Source organism: Streptomyces sp. NBC_00878 (assembly GCF_026341515.1).
Taxonomy (GTDB): Bacteria; Actinomycetota; Actinomycetes; order Streptomycetales; family Streptomycetaceae; genus Streptomyces.
In genome coordinates, this window is record NZ_JAPEOK010000001.1 from 7,496,378 (window position 1) to 7,511,618 (window position 15,241).

At 69.6% G+C, this 15,241-nt stretch carries 13 protein-coding genes; 8 read left to right on the plus strand and 5 right to left on the minus strand.

Going from position 1 to position 15,241, the window contains the following annotated elements:
* Window positions 1-152 precede the first annotated feature (152 nt).
* From OHA11_RS32460 to OHA11_RS32470, 3 genes are all read left to right on the plus strand, one after another.
* On the plus strand, window positions 153-2,984 hold the full coding sequence (locus tag OHA11_RS32460) for a LuxR family transcriptional regulator (RefSeq protein ID WP_266507618.1): 2,832 nt from the start codon (window positions 153-155) through the stop codon (window positions 2,982-2,984).
* Between the two features lie 89 nt (window positions 2,985-3,073).
* Complete coding sequence (locus OHA11_RS32465) at window positions 3,074-3,766, plus strand: alpha/beta fold hydrolase (protein ID WP_266507620.1); 693 nt, start codon at window positions 3,074-3,076, stop codon at window positions 3,764-3,766.
* A 150-nt stretch (window positions 3,767-3,916) separates the two neighbouring features.
* Window positions 3,917-4,759 (plus strand): alpha/beta fold hydrolase, encoded by an 843-nt coding sequence (locus OHA11_RS32470; protein WP_266502448.1) that lies wholly within the window; start codon window positions 3,917-3,919, stop codon window positions 4,757-4,759.
* 124 nt (window positions 4,760-4,883) lie between these two features.
* Here OHA11_RS32470 and OHA11_RS32475 read toward each other — a convergent pair whose 3' ends face one another.
* Complete coding sequence (locus tag OHA11_RS32475; protein ID WP_266502450.1) at window positions 4,884-5,027, minus strand: hypothetical protein; 144 nt, start codon at window positions 5,025-5,027, stop codon at window positions 4,884-4,886.
* Between the two features lie 560 nt (window positions 5,028-5,587).
* On the opposite strand from OHA11_RS32475, the gene OHA11_RS32480 reads away from it, so the two are divergent.
* From OHA11_RS32480 to OHA11_RS32500, 5 genes are all read left to right on the plus strand, one after another.
* Window positions 5,588-6,787, plus strand: coding sequence for a sensor histidine kinase (locus tag OHA11_RS32480; RefSeq protein WP_266502451.1), 1,200 nt, complete (start codon window positions 5,588-5,590; stop codon window positions 6,785-6,787).
* Between the two features lie 32 nt (window positions 6,788-6,819).
* Window positions 6,820-7,509: a response regulator transcription factor gene (locus OHA11_RS32485; RefSeq protein ID WP_266507621.1), complete on the plus strand. Its 690-nt coding sequence runs from the start codon at window positions 6,820-6,822 to the stop codon at window positions 7,507-7,509.
* Between the two features lie 243 nt (window positions 7,510-7,752).
* Window positions 7,753-8,184 (plus strand): hypothetical protein, encoded by a 432-nt coding sequence (locus tag OHA11_RS32490; RefSeq protein ID WP_266502453.1) that lies wholly within the window; start codon window positions 7,753-7,755, stop codon window positions 8,182-8,184.
* Window positions 8,185-8,266: 82 nt separating this feature from the next.
* Window positions 8,267-9,049 (plus strand): ABC transporter ATP-binding protein, encoded by a 783-nt coding sequence (locus tag OHA11_RS32495; protein WP_266502455.1) that lies wholly within the window; start codon window positions 8,267-8,269, stop codon window positions 9,047-9,049.
* Complete coding sequence (locus OHA11_RS32500; protein ID WP_266502457.1) at window positions 9,046-11,670, plus strand: FtsX-like permease family protein; 2,625 nt, start codon at window positions 9,046-9,048, stop codon at window positions 11,668-11,670. Before OHA11_RS32495 ends, OHA11_RS32500 begins: the two co-directional genes overlap by 4 nt.
* Window positions 11,671-12,132: 462 nt before the next feature.
* Here the strand turns inward: OHA11_RS32500 and OHA11_RS32505 are convergent, their stop codons facing one another.
* From OHA11_RS32505 to OHA11_RS32520, 4 genes are all read right to left on the minus strand, one after another.
* Window positions 12,133-13,374, minus strand: coding sequence for a methyltransferase type 11 (locus tag OHA11_RS32505; protein ID WP_323186719.1), 1,242 nt, complete (start codon window positions 13,372-13,374; stop codon window positions 12,133-12,135).
* Complete coding sequence (locus OHA11_RS32510) at window positions 13,307-14,170, minus strand: radical SAM protein (RefSeq protein WP_266502461.1); 864 nt, start codon at window positions 14,168-14,170, stop codon at window positions 13,307-13,309. The genes OHA11_RS32505 and OHA11_RS32510 overlap by 68 nt, the downstream gene beginning before the upstream one ends.
* A 74-nt stretch (window positions 14,171-14,244) precedes the next feature.
* Complete coding sequence (locus OHA11_RS32515; RefSeq protein WP_266502463.1) at window positions 14,245-14,400, minus strand: hypothetical protein; 156 nt, start codon at window positions 14,398-14,400, stop codon at window positions 14,245-14,247.
* Between the two features lie 62 nt (window positions 14,401-14,462).
* The gene (locus OHA11_RS32520; protein ID WP_266502469.1) at window positions 14,463-14,969 is read right to left on the minus strand and encodes an NUDIX domain-containing protein; all 507 of its coding nucleotides are present in this window, start codon (window positions 14,967-14,969) and stop codon (window positions 14,463-14,465) included.
* Between the last annotated feature and the right edge of the window lie 272 nt (window positions 14,970-15,241).

Consider the following 15,241-nt stretch of genomic DNA (forward strand, 5'->3'; position numbering starts at 1 on the left):
TCGGCGCCCCCGTCGTCACAAGCTGATCGCATCCCTTCCACCGGAGGCCGGAAGCCCGAGCGGCGTGACGGCCCAGCCCTGGCGTGTCCGCACGGACAGCCCGGGACGGTGGAGCACGACAGCTTCGCAGAAGTGGGGGGCAGGGCGTGGCCATGCACCTGACGACGGAGACTGGAGAACAGGAACCTCCAGGGGACGAGCAGTATGCGATCGCTCGCGACGATCCCGGTGAGGCGTTGGTCGGCCGTGAGGCCGACCTGCGGCGTATTGACTCCTTCCTCAAAGGCGTTTCGGCCGTCGGCGGCACGTTGCTGATCTCCGGGGAGCCGGGGGTGGGGAAGACCGCGCTGCTCGCCGCGGCCGTGTCCCGAGCGGCGGACGCCGCCGTCCCCGCCTTGCACGCGACAGGAGTGCAGTTCGAAGCCCACATCGGTTTCAGCGGTCTCCAGCAACTCCTCCAGCCGGTGATGAGCGAGGTCGACGCACTCGGCCAGGTGCACAAAGAGGCCCTGACGGTCGCCCTGGGGCAGGGCAGCGGTCCGGCGCCCGCACACCTGCGCGTGGCTCGGGCGCTTCTCGCGCTCCTGAGACAACTGACGTGCGAGCAGCCGTTGTTGCTGATCCTCGACGATCTGCAGTGGATGGATCCCGCCAGCACGGTGGTCCTGGGACTGGTGGCCCGTCGACTGCTGGGTACGAAGGTCGGCCTGCTGTGTGCGGAGCGACCGGGGGCGGACAGCTTCTTCGACCACGCGGGCCTTCCCGTTCACATCCTTGAGCCGCTCGACGACCAGGCCGCCGACACGCTGCTGGTCAGCCGCTACCCGGCGCTGGCTCCCCGGGTCCGGCAGCGCCTGATGGCCCAGGCACAGGGCAACCCCCTGGCCCTGCTCGAACTGCCCGTGTGCCTGAGCGATTCCCAGCGCAGGGCGTCGGAGGCACTCCCCGGGCACCTTCCCATGAGCAGCCGTCTGCAGGCGGCGTTCGCCTCACGCGTCAGCGCCCTTCCGGCGGTCACGCGGTACCTTCTGCTGCTCGCCGCCCTTGAGGGCACCGGAGATCTGCACGTTCTGCACGCCGCCGTGGCGGGCCGGTGCGGCCTGAAGCAACTCGGGCCCGCCGAGCGCGCCCAGCTGATACGGGTCGACGACCGCGCCGGACATCTGACGTTCCGTCATCCACTGACCCGCGCGGCCGTGGTCGACCTGTCCACGAGCGATCAGCGCCGCAACGCGCACCTCGCTCTTGCCCGCCCCCTGTCCGCTCAGCCCGAGCGGCAGGCCTGGCACCTCGGTCAGGCCACCGTGGTTCCCGACGAGGAGGTGGCCGCGCTGCTGGAGCGGGCCGCGCGCAGTATGAGCCGCCGTGGCGACGGCGCCGTCGCGATCGCTTCGCTGCTGCGTGCCGCGGACCTGAGCCCCGACGGTGCACAGCGTGCCCGCAGGCTGGCAGAGGCCGCATACCTCGGCGCCAACATCACGGGAGACCTCCACGAAGTCCCGCGGCTGCTCGACCACGCACACCGGGCGGCACCCGGCCCCGGGCCCCTGGCCGCTGCCGTCGCGAGCTCCGCCTATCTGCTCAACGAATCGGGCGACATCGACACCGCGCACCGACTGCTCAGTTCCGCCGTCGCCATGCAGCCCGCGCCGTACGAGCCCCGGGACTCAACCCTCGGCGAGGCACTCCACACGCTGCTCCTGGTCTGCTTCTTCGGCGGCCGGCCGGAGTTGTGGCAGCCGCTGGACGCCGCGCTGGAGAAGTTCGCCGCGGACCCGGGCATCCTGGCCGTCACGAGGGCGACCTTCGCCGACCCGGTCCGCTGCGGGCCGCACCACCTGGAGCAGCTCGACAGGGCCATCGCGGAGCTCGCCCACGAGTCCGACCCCATCAAGATCGTTCGGGTGGGCATCGCGTCCGCCTATGTCGACCGGCTCGGCGGCTGCACCGAGGCGCTCACGCGGGTGGCCGAGGCCGGGCGCAAAGGGGAGGCGGTCGCGGCGGCGATCGAGGCGCTCTTCCTGCTCGGCAACCACGCGCTGCACACCGGGCAGTGGGAGGAGCTGAACCGCCTGGCCAACGAGGGGCTGGCCTTGTGCCATGACTACGGCTACCCGATGCTGGCGTTGCCCGGGAGCTACCTTCGTGCTGCCTGGGCCGCGATCCGCGGCGACTACGCCGCCACCGACACCCTGACCGGCGAAATGGACCAGTGGGCCGGGCCGCGGCGTGCCGGTGTCGTGCGCTTCTACGTCGCACACGCCCGGACCCTGGCGGCGCTCGGCCGAGGAGCGTTCGAGGAGGCCTACCGGCAGGCAACGACTGTCGCGCCCGCAGGTGTCTTTCCGGCGTTCGTCCCGCACGCTCTGTGGCTGCTGATGGACCTCACGGAAGCCGCCGTGCGCACCGGCCGCCGCAGTGAGGCCCAGGCGCACGTCGCCGCCGCCCGCAAGGCCGGCCTCGACGCCATCTCACCGAGACTGAAGACGCTGCTGCTCGCCTCGGCCGGACTCTCCGCCGACAGTGGTGAGGGCGCCTTGTTCGAGCAGGCGCTGGCCGTGCCCGGGGCCGAGCGTTGGCCCTTCGACCTGGCCCGGGTCCACCTTTACTACGGGGAGCACCTGCGCCGCGTCAAAGCCACCACCGAGGCCCGGCTCCACCTGGCTGCCGCGGTGGACACGTTCCAGCGACTCGGCGCGGTCCCCTGGGCCGGTCGCGCAGCCCAGGAACTGCGCGCCACCGGTGGCCACCGAGAGGGCGGTTCGCCTTCCTCGGGAACCCCCCTGACGCCCCAGCAGGGGGAAATCGCGAAACTCGCGGCCGCCGGTTTCACCAACAAGGAGATCGGCGAGCGTCTGTTCCTCTCACCGCGCACCGTCTCCACCCATCTCTACCAGCTCTTCCCCAAGCTCGGAGTGACCTCCCGAGCAGCCCTGCGCGACGCGCTCGACCAGTTGGAGGACGTTGGTCCCGCTTCTTCCTGAACTACGTCACATGACGGAATCGGCGAGGTCGTCGTCACTTCTAGCGTCGTTCACGTGACGTCATCAGTCCGATGAATCCAGGAGAGATGATGAGTGAGAAGGCGCAGTCCAAGAACGTTGTCCTGGTCCACGGCGGTTTCGTGGACGGTTCCGGATGGCAGGGGGTGCACGAGGCGCTGAGCAGCGAAGGCTACCGCGTCAGCATCGTGCAGAACCCGACGCTGTCCCTCGACGGTGACGTCGCCGCGACGCACCAGGTCCTCGACGCCCTCGACGGGCCGGCCGTCCTGGTCGGGCACTCCTACGGCGGCGTCGTGATCACGGAGGCCGGCAACCACGAGAAGGTCTCCAGCCTCGTCTACATCGCGGCATTCGCCCCGGACAAGGGCGAGTCGGTGAGCAGCCTCATCGCCGACCCGCCGCCCGGAGCCCCGGTGCCGCCGATCCTGCCGCCGCGGGACGGCTTCCTGTTCCTGGACCGGGACAAGTTCGCCGCTTCATTCGCCGCGGACGTTCCGGCCGACCTGGCGGCCTTCATGGCCGATTCCCAGGTCCCCTGGGGCGTCGACGCTCTCAACGGGGCCGCGTCCCGGCCTGCCTGGCGGACCAAGCCCAGCTGGTACCTCGTGGCCACCGAGGACCGCATGATCCCGCCGCCGGCGCAGCGGGCGATGTCCGAGCGGCTCGGGGCGACGACCGTGGAGGTCCCCGGCAGCCACTCCGTGTATCTGTCCCAGCCCGACGCGGTCGCCGACCTGATCAGGCAGGCGTCCGGCGCGTAGCCGTGGGTCCGCGCCCGGTGGCCGACGCGTCGTCGGACACTCCCAGGGCAGCGCATGGCCCGCGACAACTCAGTAGCGCCGCGGCTGCGGGTCCCAGGGGGATCTGCGGCCGTACGCGCCGCCCAACCGGCAACAACCCAGGAGAACGAAATGACCACTCAGCGTAAGACGCGCCGCAGACTGCTCATAGGCGCTGGTGGCGCAGGGATTCTTGCGGCCGCACTGCTCATCCCCGCGGCACCGTCCGCCTTCGGGGGCGAGGACACCGCCACGCCTGCCGTCAAGCCGACCGTGGTGCTCGTGCACGGAGGATTCGCCGACGCGTCGAACTGGAACGGCGTGATCGGCCGTCTGCAGGGCAAGGGGTATCCGGTGATCGCACCGGCCAACCCGTTGCGCGGTCTGCCGACCGACTCCGCCTACATCGCCAGCGTCCTGAAGTCTGTCCAAGGGCCGATCGTCCTGGTCGGGCACTCCTACGGGGGCGCCGTGATCACCAACGCGGCGGCCGGCAACCCCAACGTCAAGGCCCTGGTCTACGTGGCCGCGTTCGTTCCGGACAAGGGCGAGAAGCTCGGCGAGCTCATCGCCAAGTATCCGGGCAGCGAGATCCAGGCCGCGCTCAATCCCGTGCCCTACCCCAATGCCGACGGCAGCACGGGCACCGACCTGTATCTCAAGGCCGACAAGTTCCGCAGCGTCTTCGCCGCGGACCTGCCCACTTCCACCACCCGGGTCATGCAGGCCGGACAGCGGCCGTTCAGTGCCTCCTCCTTCGAGGACGTGACGCAGGAAGCCGCCTGGCGCACCATCCCCTCCTGGGGCATCGTCGCGGGCGCCGACAAGGCGATTCCTCCGGCCCTGGAGCGGTTCGAGTACAAGCGTGCCGGCTCCTCCACCATCGAGATCCCCGGCGCATCCCACGTGGCCATGATCAGCCATCCGGGAGCCACCACCGATCTCATCGTCAAGGCCGCGCAGGCTACCGACTGACCGCCCCGATGGACGTCTGCGAGAGCAGCCGTCTCCGCGTCCCCTCTCCGGCCGGCCCACGCCGGTCCCCGCGGTCTGGAGCCGGCCGGAGAGGGGACGCGTCGGTGCCGCCGGGCCGCCGCGATCATCCTCCTTGCCGGGACGGCGACTTCGCCCAGGCCTCGGCGAACAGTTCGTGCAGTGGGCGCGGGGAGAGCAGGCGACAGAACGGGCCGAACAGGTGCTTGCCTTGCAGATGGTGGCCGTCGGCGGCCAGGGCGGTGAGCATGGCGGGCTGCGGCTGAGGTCTGGGGGCCCTGAACCCACCTGTCCCAGCGGGGACTCGGGGGCGCCCGTCGGCAGGGGCGCCAAGGAGAGGGTGTCCTTGAAAGCCGCCGTGCCCAGGGGCAGGGCGCCCGTGCCGGGGAAGTCCGGCAGGTCGGTGTCGTCGGTGCGGGCGCCGGTCGGCGGGTCGACGCGGGCCCACCCGTCCCCGAACACCTCCGCGCTCCACACCCGCTCGCCGTCCGAACATCTGCAGCTCGTGGGCGTCGATGCCCTCGCGGCCGCCGGGGGCGGAGCACCCTTTCACCGTCGTGCCGGCCGCCGCCGCGTCCCGCAGGGCATTGGACCCAATCGACGTACTGCACCAGGGAGTTGGGCCTCGGCGGCAGCACGACGGTCATGCGGACGATCCTGGCACACACCACTGACAGGCAGGCCCGATCCCTCGGGCCGAACTGCAGGTCAGCGACTCGGCGCACCTTCGGTGCGCGCCTGGTTCGTCGTCTCACCTGTTCTCGACGTATTCGACAAGTTCGTATGGCAGGGCCATGTACGCTGACCGCCATGATGCGCCGGAAGTGGTCGGAGCCGTGGGTGCACACGGTCTACGACCTGGTCCTCGCGCTGGTGGTGGCCTATTCGACGCCGTCCTACGGCCAGGGCTACGACACGCTCATAGGCTTCTCGATGGCGGCGGCCGTGGTGTTTCGCCGGCGCCGCCCCATGACGGTGATGGCGGTCGTTTCCGCCCTCGCGCTGGCGCAGTATCTGCTGGCGGCGTCTCCCGGGCCATTGGCGAGCGAGGGGGCCATGTACGACATGGCCGTCCTGATCGCGATGGTGACCGTGGTGAGCCATACCGAGCAGATCTGGAAGGCGTACGCCGCCGGTGGCATCTCCGTTCTGGGCATCGTGCTGGTGTTCGGTGGCATGGCCGATTTCACCACTGAGGCCGGCCGGGACGGTCTCGACGAGGCCCTGGCGGTCGCGGGCGCGTGCGCGGCGGTGTGGGTGACCTCGTACATGATGCGGACCCGCCGGCTGTACGTGGGTGTCCTTGAGGAACGCGCGGCCACCGCGGAGCGGGAGCGTACCCACCTCGCCCAGATCGCCGCCGCCGAGGAACGCGCGGAGATCGCGCGTGAGTTGCACGACGTGGTGGCACACAGCCTGGCCGTGATGATCGTGCAGGCCGACGGGGCAAGTTACGCGATCGTGGCGGATCAGGACAGGGCCCGCACGGCGATGCAGACGATCGCGGGCGTCGGCCGGGACGCGCTGGAGGACATGGGCCGCATCGTCGAGGTGCTGCGGGGCACGAAGGGGTCCGACGCCGAGGACGGCAGCGATCGTCGCCGGGTCGGCCTGGCCCATCTCGAACCGCTGGTGGAGCGGGCCCGCGTCGCCGGACTCCAGGTGGAACTGCGCATCGAGGGAGAGCGGCAGGGGCTCTCGGCCGCCGACGAGCTGACCCTGTTCAGGATCGCTCAGGAGAGCATGACGAACGCGCTGCGGCATGCCGGCCCCTCGGCTCAGGTCTCCGTCGCGCTGCGGTTCGACGACGGCACCGCCGTGCTGGAGGTCGTCGACGACGGGGCCGGCAGGCTGGCCGGCTCCGCTCCGGTCGTACCCGGGTCGGGCGGCAACGGGCTCGTGGGCATGCGGGAGCGGGTCGAGGTGCACGGCGGACGGTTCACCGCCGGCCCCCGGCTCGGCCCGGGCTGGCAGGTCAGGGTCGAGCTTCCGGTGAGGACAACCGCATGAGTGACACGAGTGGCATGAACGGCATGAACGGCATGAACGGTTCGAGCGGTGCGACGAAGCCGATCCGGGTGGTCGTCGTGGACGACCAGCCGCTGGTGCGCGCCGGATTCGCCATGGTGCTGGACGCCCAGTCCGACATCGATGTGGTCGGCGAGGCCGGGGACGGGGCAGAGGCTCTCGCGCTGCTGGACAGGACTCCGGCCGATGTCGTCGTCATGGACATCCGTATGCCGGTCATGGACGGGGTGGAGGCCACCGAGCAGCTCGTCACGCGCCCGGACCCGCCCAAGATCCTTGTGCTCACCACGTTCGACACCGACGAGGACGCGTTCGCCGCGCTGCAGGCCGGCGCGAGCGGCTTCCTCATCAAGAACGTGCCACCCGAGGAATTCCTCGCCGCGATCCGGGTGGTGGCCGCGGGCGACTCCGTCGTGGCGCCCCGGGTGACCCGCCGGCTCCTCGACCGGTTCGCCGGACAGCTCAACCCCGCACCGCAGCAGGCGGACGACCGCCTCGCCGTCCTGACCGAGCGGGAGCGGGAGGTACTGGAACTGGTCGCCCAGGGGCTGTCCAACTCCGAGGTCGCCGCCCGCCTGTACGTCGCCGAAACGACCGTGAAGACGCACCTCGGGCGGATTCTGACCAAGCTGGAGTTGCGCGACCGGGTGCAGGCCGTCGTGCTGGCGTACGAGGTCGGTCTGGTCCGGCCGTCGTCCGGCTGACCCCCCTACCGCGCTGCGATGCACTCCACTGCACTGCATCGCACCGCCTACCCGCCCTCCCTGCGCTGTCCGCCGCCTGGTCCCCTACCGGCGTAGGACCCGGATCCCACCCGGCGTACGACCCGGGTCGTACGTGCCCGGCCCCCGAGGTCGTGTCCCGATCCGATGTGCCGAAAAGCCTGCCTGGCAAGAATCGTTGATGACACGAACGAACGTGTCCCGACAATTCTCTGGGGGCCTCACATGACTACATCTGGAATGCAGACCGGCACGACCGGAAGCCTGAAGGTAAAAGCGCTGGTACTCGGAGTCGTGGCGGTCGCGATTCTCGTGGTAGGAGCCGGCGGTGCCTACTGGTGGCATCAGCACAATCTGCCCAGCCAGGCCTCTGCGGCCGACTGTGCCCTGGCCCAGAAGATCATCGACGAGGCGCAGAAGCAGGACAAGTCCACCGTCACGAAGTGGCTGAAAGACGTGCGTGAACTGCGCTACGCGGAGATGAAGGACGGCTACCTCTCGGGGCAGATCGGCCGGTACGAGGGTGCGACGGCCACTCACCTGACGGGAGAGGGCGAGGCGTCGACCAAGGCGGAGCTGGCCGATATGTCGAAGCAGGCGAATGCGCACTGCACCGCCGCCAAGCGCACCCTCGTTTTCCCGCCCATCGCGGCCTGACGCCTTCCACGTCGAAGAGTCGTAAGTCCCAAGTCATAAGCCGAAAACCGCAAGCCGTAAAGCAGTTGAGGGGAAGCAGGAAATGAGTACCCGCGCCGCCGCGCACGACAATGAAAGCATTATCCGGGACGATGGCGATGTCGCCGTCGGCGCGGAGGACCTCGTCAAGGTCTACGGCCAGGGCGACACCGGAGTACGAGCCCTGGACGGGGTCACCGTCGGCTTCGCCCGCGCGCGGTTCACCGCCATCATGGGCCCGTCGGGTTCCGGCAAGTCCACCCTCATGCACTGCCTGGCCGGCCTCGACACCGCGACCTCCGGGCGGGTGCTGCTCGACGGTACCGATCTCACCGGTCTGTCCGAGCGCGCACTGACCGCCGTACGGCGAGACAAGATCGGCTTCGTCTTCCAGTCGTTCAACTTGCTGCCGCAGCTGACCGCGTTGCAGAACATCACGCTGCCGCTCGACCTGGCCGGCCGGCCCGTCGACCGGGAGCTGCTCGACCACCTCTCCGGCGTGCTGGGCATCGGCGACCGGCTGACCCACCGGCCGAGCGAGCTCTCCGGTGGCCAGCAGCAACGGGTCGCGCTGGCCCGGGCGCTGGCGTCACGGCCCGCTGTGGTCTTCGCCGACGAGCCCACCGGCAACCTGGACTCGCGCTCCGGCGCGGAGGTGCTCGGCTTCCTGCACGACTCGGTACGCGACCTCGGACAGACCGTCGTCATGGTGACCCATGACGCGGGCGCCGCCGCCTACGCCGACCGCGTCGTCGTCCTGGCCGACGGCCGGATCGTCGGCGACCTGGACGCCCCGACCCCGACGTCGGTCACCGACGCGCTGCGGAGCATGGCGGGTACCCGATGAGCCGCCGACCGGGCACCGGCAACGCCGCCGTGCTGCGCACCCAGCTTGCCGGAGTGCTCGTCCGGCCCGGCCGGCTCGTCATGACGGGTCTGGCGGTGGTCGTCGCCGCGTTCGTCGTGTTCGGCACCGTGATGGCCCAGCAGATCACCGAACGAACCGCCCTCGACCGCTTCAGCGGCACCCCCGAGGCGACCAGCCTGATCCTCACGGGGGACGGAGGCGGGGACGATTCGGCCATTACCGACGCGAAGATCAAGGCAGTCCAGGCGGTGTCCGGCGTGGCCGAGGTCGCGGCCAGGACGGAGACCGGGGTATCGCTCGCCGGTGTCTCCCCGCACTACCTGGAGCTTCAGGGCGACCCGGGCAGCGGGCGGCTGTCACGCATTCAGGTCGTGGCGGGCAGTTACCCGGACGGTCCCCGGGAGATGGCCGTGAACCGCCAGGCCTCGCAGCGGTTCGAGATCGAGCCCGGCGACCGTGTCGGCCTGCTCGTCCCGGAGGGCGAGGACGGCGGGACGAAGACGGTCACCGTGACCGTCACGGCCGTGGTGCGGGCGGACTCCGACCGGTGGGCCACTGGTTACGCCCCCGCCGCCACCATCAACTCGCTGGGCGACATGAAGGGGTATCCGCAGCTGGACGTCCGCGCGGAACCCGGGGTGTCCGCCGAAGCCCTGTCCGAGCGGCTGTCTCCAGTGCTCCAGGGCGCTGGCGGCGCGGCTGTCGTGATCACCCCCGGCGACACCGTGCGGGCCCAGGAGGCCAAGGACGCGGTCAAGCAGTACGCGGAGGTCTTCCAGCTCATCGCGATGTTCCTGGCGATCGCCGTGGTCGCCGCCGCCCTCGTCGCGACGTCGACGTTCCGCATCGTCTTCGCGCAGCGACTGGGCCAACTGGCGCTCCTGCGCACCATCGGGGCCCAACGGGGCCAGCTCGTCCGGGCACTCGCCGTCGAGGGCGCACTGGTGGGCCTGGCCTCCGGAGTAGCCGGCGTCCTGCTGGCGCTCGGTGCCGGACACGCCGCCCCGGTGATCGCGGGCGCCGCCGGGCAGACCCTCCTGGCTCCCGGGGTGCCCGTTCCCGCGGCCCTGGCGGTGGTGCTCGGCGCCGTGCTGGTGACACTGGGCGCGGTGCTCGCCCCCGCGTTGTCCGCCGCCGGCGTCTCCCCTCTGCAGGCGCTGCGCAGTGCCGGCACCGTGTCGGGGGAACGCGGCATCGGCCTGATACGCGTCGGCTCCGGCCTGTTCCTCGCCGCGGCCGCCGCCCTCCTGATCGGCCTGGTCCTCCTCGACATGCCCGAACCGGGCGACGCGAACTACGACGCGTTCGCGAGCCTCATGGTGATCGTCGCGTCGGGCGGGCTGGCCTTCCTCGCGCTGATCGCCCTCGGCCCGCTGCTCGTACGCCCGGTGCTGGCCACCGCCGGGTGGCCGCTGCGCCGGCTCGGGCCCACCGGCACCCTCGCCGTCGGCGGGGTCGGCGGAACCCCGCGCCGCGCCGCAGCCGTTTCGGTCGTCGTCGCGCTCGGCGTCACCCTGGTCTCCGGCACCCTCGTCGGCGTCGCGAGCCTGCAGGGCTGGGCGGATCGGGACCTCGCCCTGACGGCCCCGGCGGACTTCGACCTGAGCGTCGGCGGCAGCGACAGCGGCAGCGACAGCGACGGCGGCAGTGACGGCGGTAGCGACGGCGGTAGCGACGGCCTCGGTGACGAGGCCGTACGCCGGGTCAAGGCCCTGCCGCAGCTGGCCGACGCGACCGACTACCGCATGACCGACGTCTCCATCGACGGGTCCGACGTGCGTGCCACCGACCTGGACCTGGCCGCCCTGCCCACCTCACGGCAGCTGTACACGGACACCGGCAAGCTGAGCGATCTCGGTCCGGGCCGAGTGGTCGTCAACGCCCGGCTCGCCCAACTGCTCGGCGTGACGGCCGGCGACAGCATCACGATCACCACGCCCAAGAAGGGCACCGTCCGCGAAACCGTCGCCGCCACGCTGCCCAGCGAAGCGCCCATGCAGGCCGACCTGATCGCCGTACCCGCCGACCTGGAGAAAATGGGCGCCTCGTCGCGGCCGACCGGCATCCTGGCGAACGCCGCCAAGGGCGGGCAGACGGCCCGCAACGCGGCGGTGAGGGCGATCGAGAAGACCGTCGGCCCGAACACCGACGCCTCCCTGACCATCCTCGCGGAGGACCGCGACGACAGCAGGGCCGACCTTGAGGTGGCGGCCACTTCGGCGCTCGGTCTGCTCGGGCTCACCGTGCTCATCGCCGTCGTCGGCGTCGCCACCACGACCGGTCTCACCGTGCTGGAACGCACCCGCGAGTCGGGACTGCTGCGGGCGCTGGGACTCGGCCGCTCCGGGCTGCGCTTCATGATCGGCATCGAGGCCGGCCTGTACGGGGTCCTCGGCGGCGTCCTCGGCCTGGCCCTCGGCGTGCCCTACGCCTGGCTGGCGGTCCGGGTACTGAACATCGGCGCGCCGCTGCTCCTGCCCGTCGGGCAACTGCTGGCGGTCTTCGCGGGGTTGGTGGGCATCACGGCGCTCGCCGGCCTGCTGCCCGCCCGCCGCGCGGCCCGGGTCAGCCCGGTCGCGGCACTGGGCACCGCGGACTGAGCCGAGGGGGTACTGGGAGGGGGCGATGGAGGGGGGTTTCGCCCCCGCCGCCCCTACCCTCCCCCACTCTCGGCTTCGCTCGAGCGGGGGGACCCCCACCGTCCCTTTCTGGGGGCTCCGCCCCCAGACCCCCGTGTCGGCCTGAACGGCCTCGTCCTCAAGCGCCGGACGGGCTACTCAGTGACTGGGAGTTCTAGGGGCTGGCGTGCATCTCACCGTGGTTCTCTGCAAGCTCACACGTAACGTAAGCGGGTTCAGGGGGGTCTCCGATCACGGCGTGTGTGGGCCGTATGACGGCAACGGCCGTGCACTGCAACATGGAGGGTCTTCCTCGGCAGGGGGAGAAATGGAGAAGCCCCGCCCATGCGCCACGGGGGAGCACACAGACGGGGCAGTGGCGACGCTCACGGCATCGCCAGGAGGTACGCCGAACGGACAGGCGGGATCGTTCAGCGCACTCGGCTATTGCACGCCCATGGACGCGCCCCACTTCCCGCGGGACAAGTGGCACACCCCGTCCGGCGTGATACGAAGCCGCGCGCCGAGCAACGGCAGCAAGCCTTCCGCGTTGAGCTGGTGGCGGATGCGCTCAAGCGCAGTCCACAGACGTTGCGGTCCGCCCTGGTGGACTGATGGCGGGTTGGTCCCGTCGGCGGATGCTCGGGCCCATGAACCGTCCGGATGGACCAGGTAGGCGGTACGGGTCCGGTCGCGCTGTTCGTAGTCGAGTTCCACACCTGGTGTCGTGACTTGGAGCATGGAGCTCAACTCCCATGCGTTCGACAGGTCCACCACGGGATGGTTGCCCGTGCTGATGTCCTCGCCCTTCCCGTCACGGGCAAGCGTGAAGAGTTCGGCGAGGGCGGGCGGGTAGTCGTCTCCGGACCGAGTGAGCATGAAACCGGCGGTATCGCGTTCCACCTGCCCAACCACGTCACCGTTGGCGCGCTTCCACCCCGTGAGGATCAGACAGGTACGCCCGATGGTGGTGGCGATCCGTCCGCCTGGTGCGAGAGCGGCGACGCTGGGAGCGAGCCCCGGACCGGCGGGCAGCCCGACCGTGGAAAGGATCCGGTCGTATCTGCCTGGCACGTGATCGGTGGCGTCCGCCGCGATCATTTCCGGGTGGTAACCCATGGAAGCGAGCCGTTCCCCCGCCGCACTGGTCAGGTACGGGTCCACGTCCAGACTAGTCACGCACTCGTCCCCGAGTCGGTGACAGGCGTACGCGGTGAGCCCGCCCGCTCCGGTACCCAAGTCCAGGAGGGACAGCCCGTCACCAAGTCGCCCATGCCGAAGCATCCGCACCACCAGGCTTGGCAGTGTGGCGGAAGACGTGGGCATCCCGCTTGGCTGGTCGCCGGGCTTTGCGCGGTCGGCATGGTGTGGACCAACACGGGTGATCAGAGAGCGGTTTGAGTACGCGGCTTCCATCCACGCTGCGTGGTCGGTAGCCCCGTCCCGCAAACGCCACCCTCCAGACCCGTCCCGTACCCACCATCGGGGCACCAACTCATGGCGTGGGGTCTCTGCTACCGGTGCGAGCCACCGGGAATCCGGGTCGGTCACTTGGTCTGCGAGGCGTACCGCATGCTGTTGCCAATCCATCCGGCAACCTTTCTGTGAGTGCGCGGGGTCACTGCGGGTCGCACGATGGCGTGTTCGCGGGGTCGCAATCGTCGCTGTCATCGGGCGGGCACGCATTTTGTACCGGGAGCGGGACACTCGCGGCGAGCTGTACCCAAGAGTCCCCGCCGAGTAGGTCAGAGAGTCGGGTTTCCCGCACGTTGCCTACCGGGAAGTCTCGCGAGAGCACGCAGCCGGCTAAATCTCCGTTCGGCAGGATTGCCGCTCGCCCTCGCGTGCACCGCCCGCACATCTCGTCAAGGGTTGGTTTCCATCCGGGTAGTGCGGCCCGACCGACGGACCGCACCCGGTCTGTGTTGACCCGGTGAACCCCCATGGATTCCAACTCGGCCCGTGCTTCGGCAACGTGTTGCCCCGGCAGGATGTCCACGATTCCGGCCCGCACGGTCACGCCACGGTTGACGGCTTCCCGAATGTTGCACCGAGTGCGGACGTAGCTGCCCGCCTTCCCTGTGATCCGGTCGTGTTCCTCGGGGTCGTCGCTGTAGTAGCTCGTCCCGAGGGTGATCCCGTCACGCTTGAACAGGTCCCACCATGCGGGGTTGACGTTGAACAGGTTGGAGTACACCTCTACGTGCAGACCGAGCGAGAGCCCGAGTTCGGCGAACTCCCGCCACTGCGGGTGAACGGTCGGCTCGCCCCCGATGAGTTGGACGGTGCGGACGCCGAGCGTGGCAGCGTCGATGATGACCGTTCGCCAGTTCTCGGAGGTCATGTCCCCGTGGGATGCCTGCGGGCTGGACTCGGACAGGCAGTGAATACACGTGAGTTGGCATTTTCCGGTGATCTCCAGTTCAAGGGACTGGATTCCGGCGAGCGGGGATGCGGCGGTCGGTTCAATGAGCGTTGTCATGCGTCGGTTCCTTCCTGGTTGTCGGTCGCCGAGTGGTCGCCATACAGGCTGTGCGGGGTGTGATGATCGGGGGCTCAGATGCCCTTGTGCTTATCGGCCAACTCGGCTGCCGCAGCATCGGCAACCAGCTGCCCAAGCGCCTGAATTTCAGGGGCATTACTGGGGTCCTTCGCGACATTGATCCCGGCTCCGAGATCGGCGGCCAGATCAAACAACTCGTCGTCATCCATGCCGTCAGTTCCACTTGCCATTGCGTGGCTCTCGCTTCTCTCGGTTTTCATGAATGGGGGTTTCAGGCGCTGTACTCGATCGGCTTTCCCTCGCAGAGGAACGCCGTTTTCCGCCCGTCTTCAAGCACGGCCACCGCCGCCCGAATGCGATTTTCCGAGTACGGCATGGCGATCTCACTCAGCCGGTAGAGAGGAACGAACTGATACGCGGTCAACTCCGGTTCCTCTCCCGGCTCGGCGTCGGGCAGCGTGATTTCCACGCCGTTCGGCACGGTCCCGCCGTCGTACACGTAGTTGTATCCCTCGGCGGAACCGGTCTCTTCATTGCGCGGCATGTAGTCGAGCGCGAGCACCTCTCGGGGGGTGATCTCCAGCCCGGTTTCCTCGCACACCTCCCTCGCACAGGCGACGTGTGGCATTTCATCGGCGTGAGCACAGCCGCCCGGCAGACCCCAGTGACCGTTGTAGCTCTTCTCGACCATGAGCACCGCGCCGGACTCGTCGCGAATCAGCGCCAGAGCGCCAATGCGACGACCGGGCGGATTGGCAAAGTCGGTGTCTTTGTGCATGTCTCTCCCTTGTTCGTGTTCTGTACGGGGTAACCAGCCCCCATCGGGACCATTTGAGGCATGGGGGGGGAATCCTCGATTCTGGCTCATCCGGCAGAGGGCCGGGACTCAGAGTTTCCCAGTGCCCGCCAACGTGAGGAGTAGCGCGGATACGCCCCACGTCATGAATGCGAATACCGGTCCAGCGAAACGCCTCAGGATGACCCCTACACGTCGCATGGGTGTTCCAAAGGCTCGGCACTCAGTTGAGCTTTCAGCTCGTCCGGGGGCTC

Coding starts and splice junctions, on each gene's coding strand:
- OHA11_RS32460 (WP_266507618.1), top strand. CDS start 153: ATGCACCTGACGACGGAGACTGGAGAACAGGAACCTCCAGGGGACGAG.
- OHA11_RS32465 (WP_266507620.1), top strand. CDS start 3,074: ATGAGTGAGAAGGCGCAGTCCAAGAACGTTGTCCTGGTCCACGGCGGT.
- OHA11_RS32470 (WP_266502448.1), top strand. CDS start 3,917: ATGACCACTCAGCGTAAGACGCGCCGCAGACTGCTCATAGGCGCTGGT.
- OHA11_RS32475 (WP_266502450.1), bottom strand. CDS start 5,027: ATGCTCACCGCCCTGGCCGCCGACGGCCACCATCTGCAAGGCAAGCAC.
- OHA11_RS32480 (WP_266502451.1), top strand. CDS start 5,588: ATGATGCGCCGGAAGTGGTCGGAGCCGTGGGTGCACACGGTCTACGAC.
- OHA11_RS32485 (WP_266507621.1), top strand. CDS start 6,820: ATGAACGGTTCGAGCGGTGCGACGAAGCCGATCCGGGTGGTCGTCGTG.
- OHA11_RS32490 (WP_266502453.1), top strand. CDS start 7,753: ATGACTACATCTGGAATGCAGACCGGCACGACCGGAAGCCTGAAGGTA.
- OHA11_RS32495 (WP_266502455.1), top strand. CDS start 8,267: ATGAGTACCCGCGCCGCCGCGCACGACAATGAAAGCATTATCCGGGAC.
- OHA11_RS32500 (WP_266502457.1), top strand. CDS start 9,046: ATGAGCCGCCGACCGGGCACCGGCAACGCCGCCGTGCTGCGCACCCAG.
- OHA11_RS32505 (WP_323186719.1), bottom strand. CDS start 13,374: ATGCGTGCCCGCCCGATGACAGCGACGATTGCGACCCCGCGAACACGC.
- OHA11_RS32510 (WP_266502461.1), bottom strand. CDS start 14,170: ATGACAACGCTCATTGAACCGACCGCCGCATCCCCGCTCGCCGGAATC.
- OHA11_RS32515 (WP_266502463.1), bottom strand. CDS start 14,400: ATGGATGACGACGAGTTGTTTGATCTGGCCGCCGATCTCGGAGCCGGG.
- OHA11_RS32520 (WP_266502469.1), bottom strand. CDS start 14,969: ATGCACAAAGACACCGACTTTGCCAATCCGCCCGGTCGTCGCATTGGC.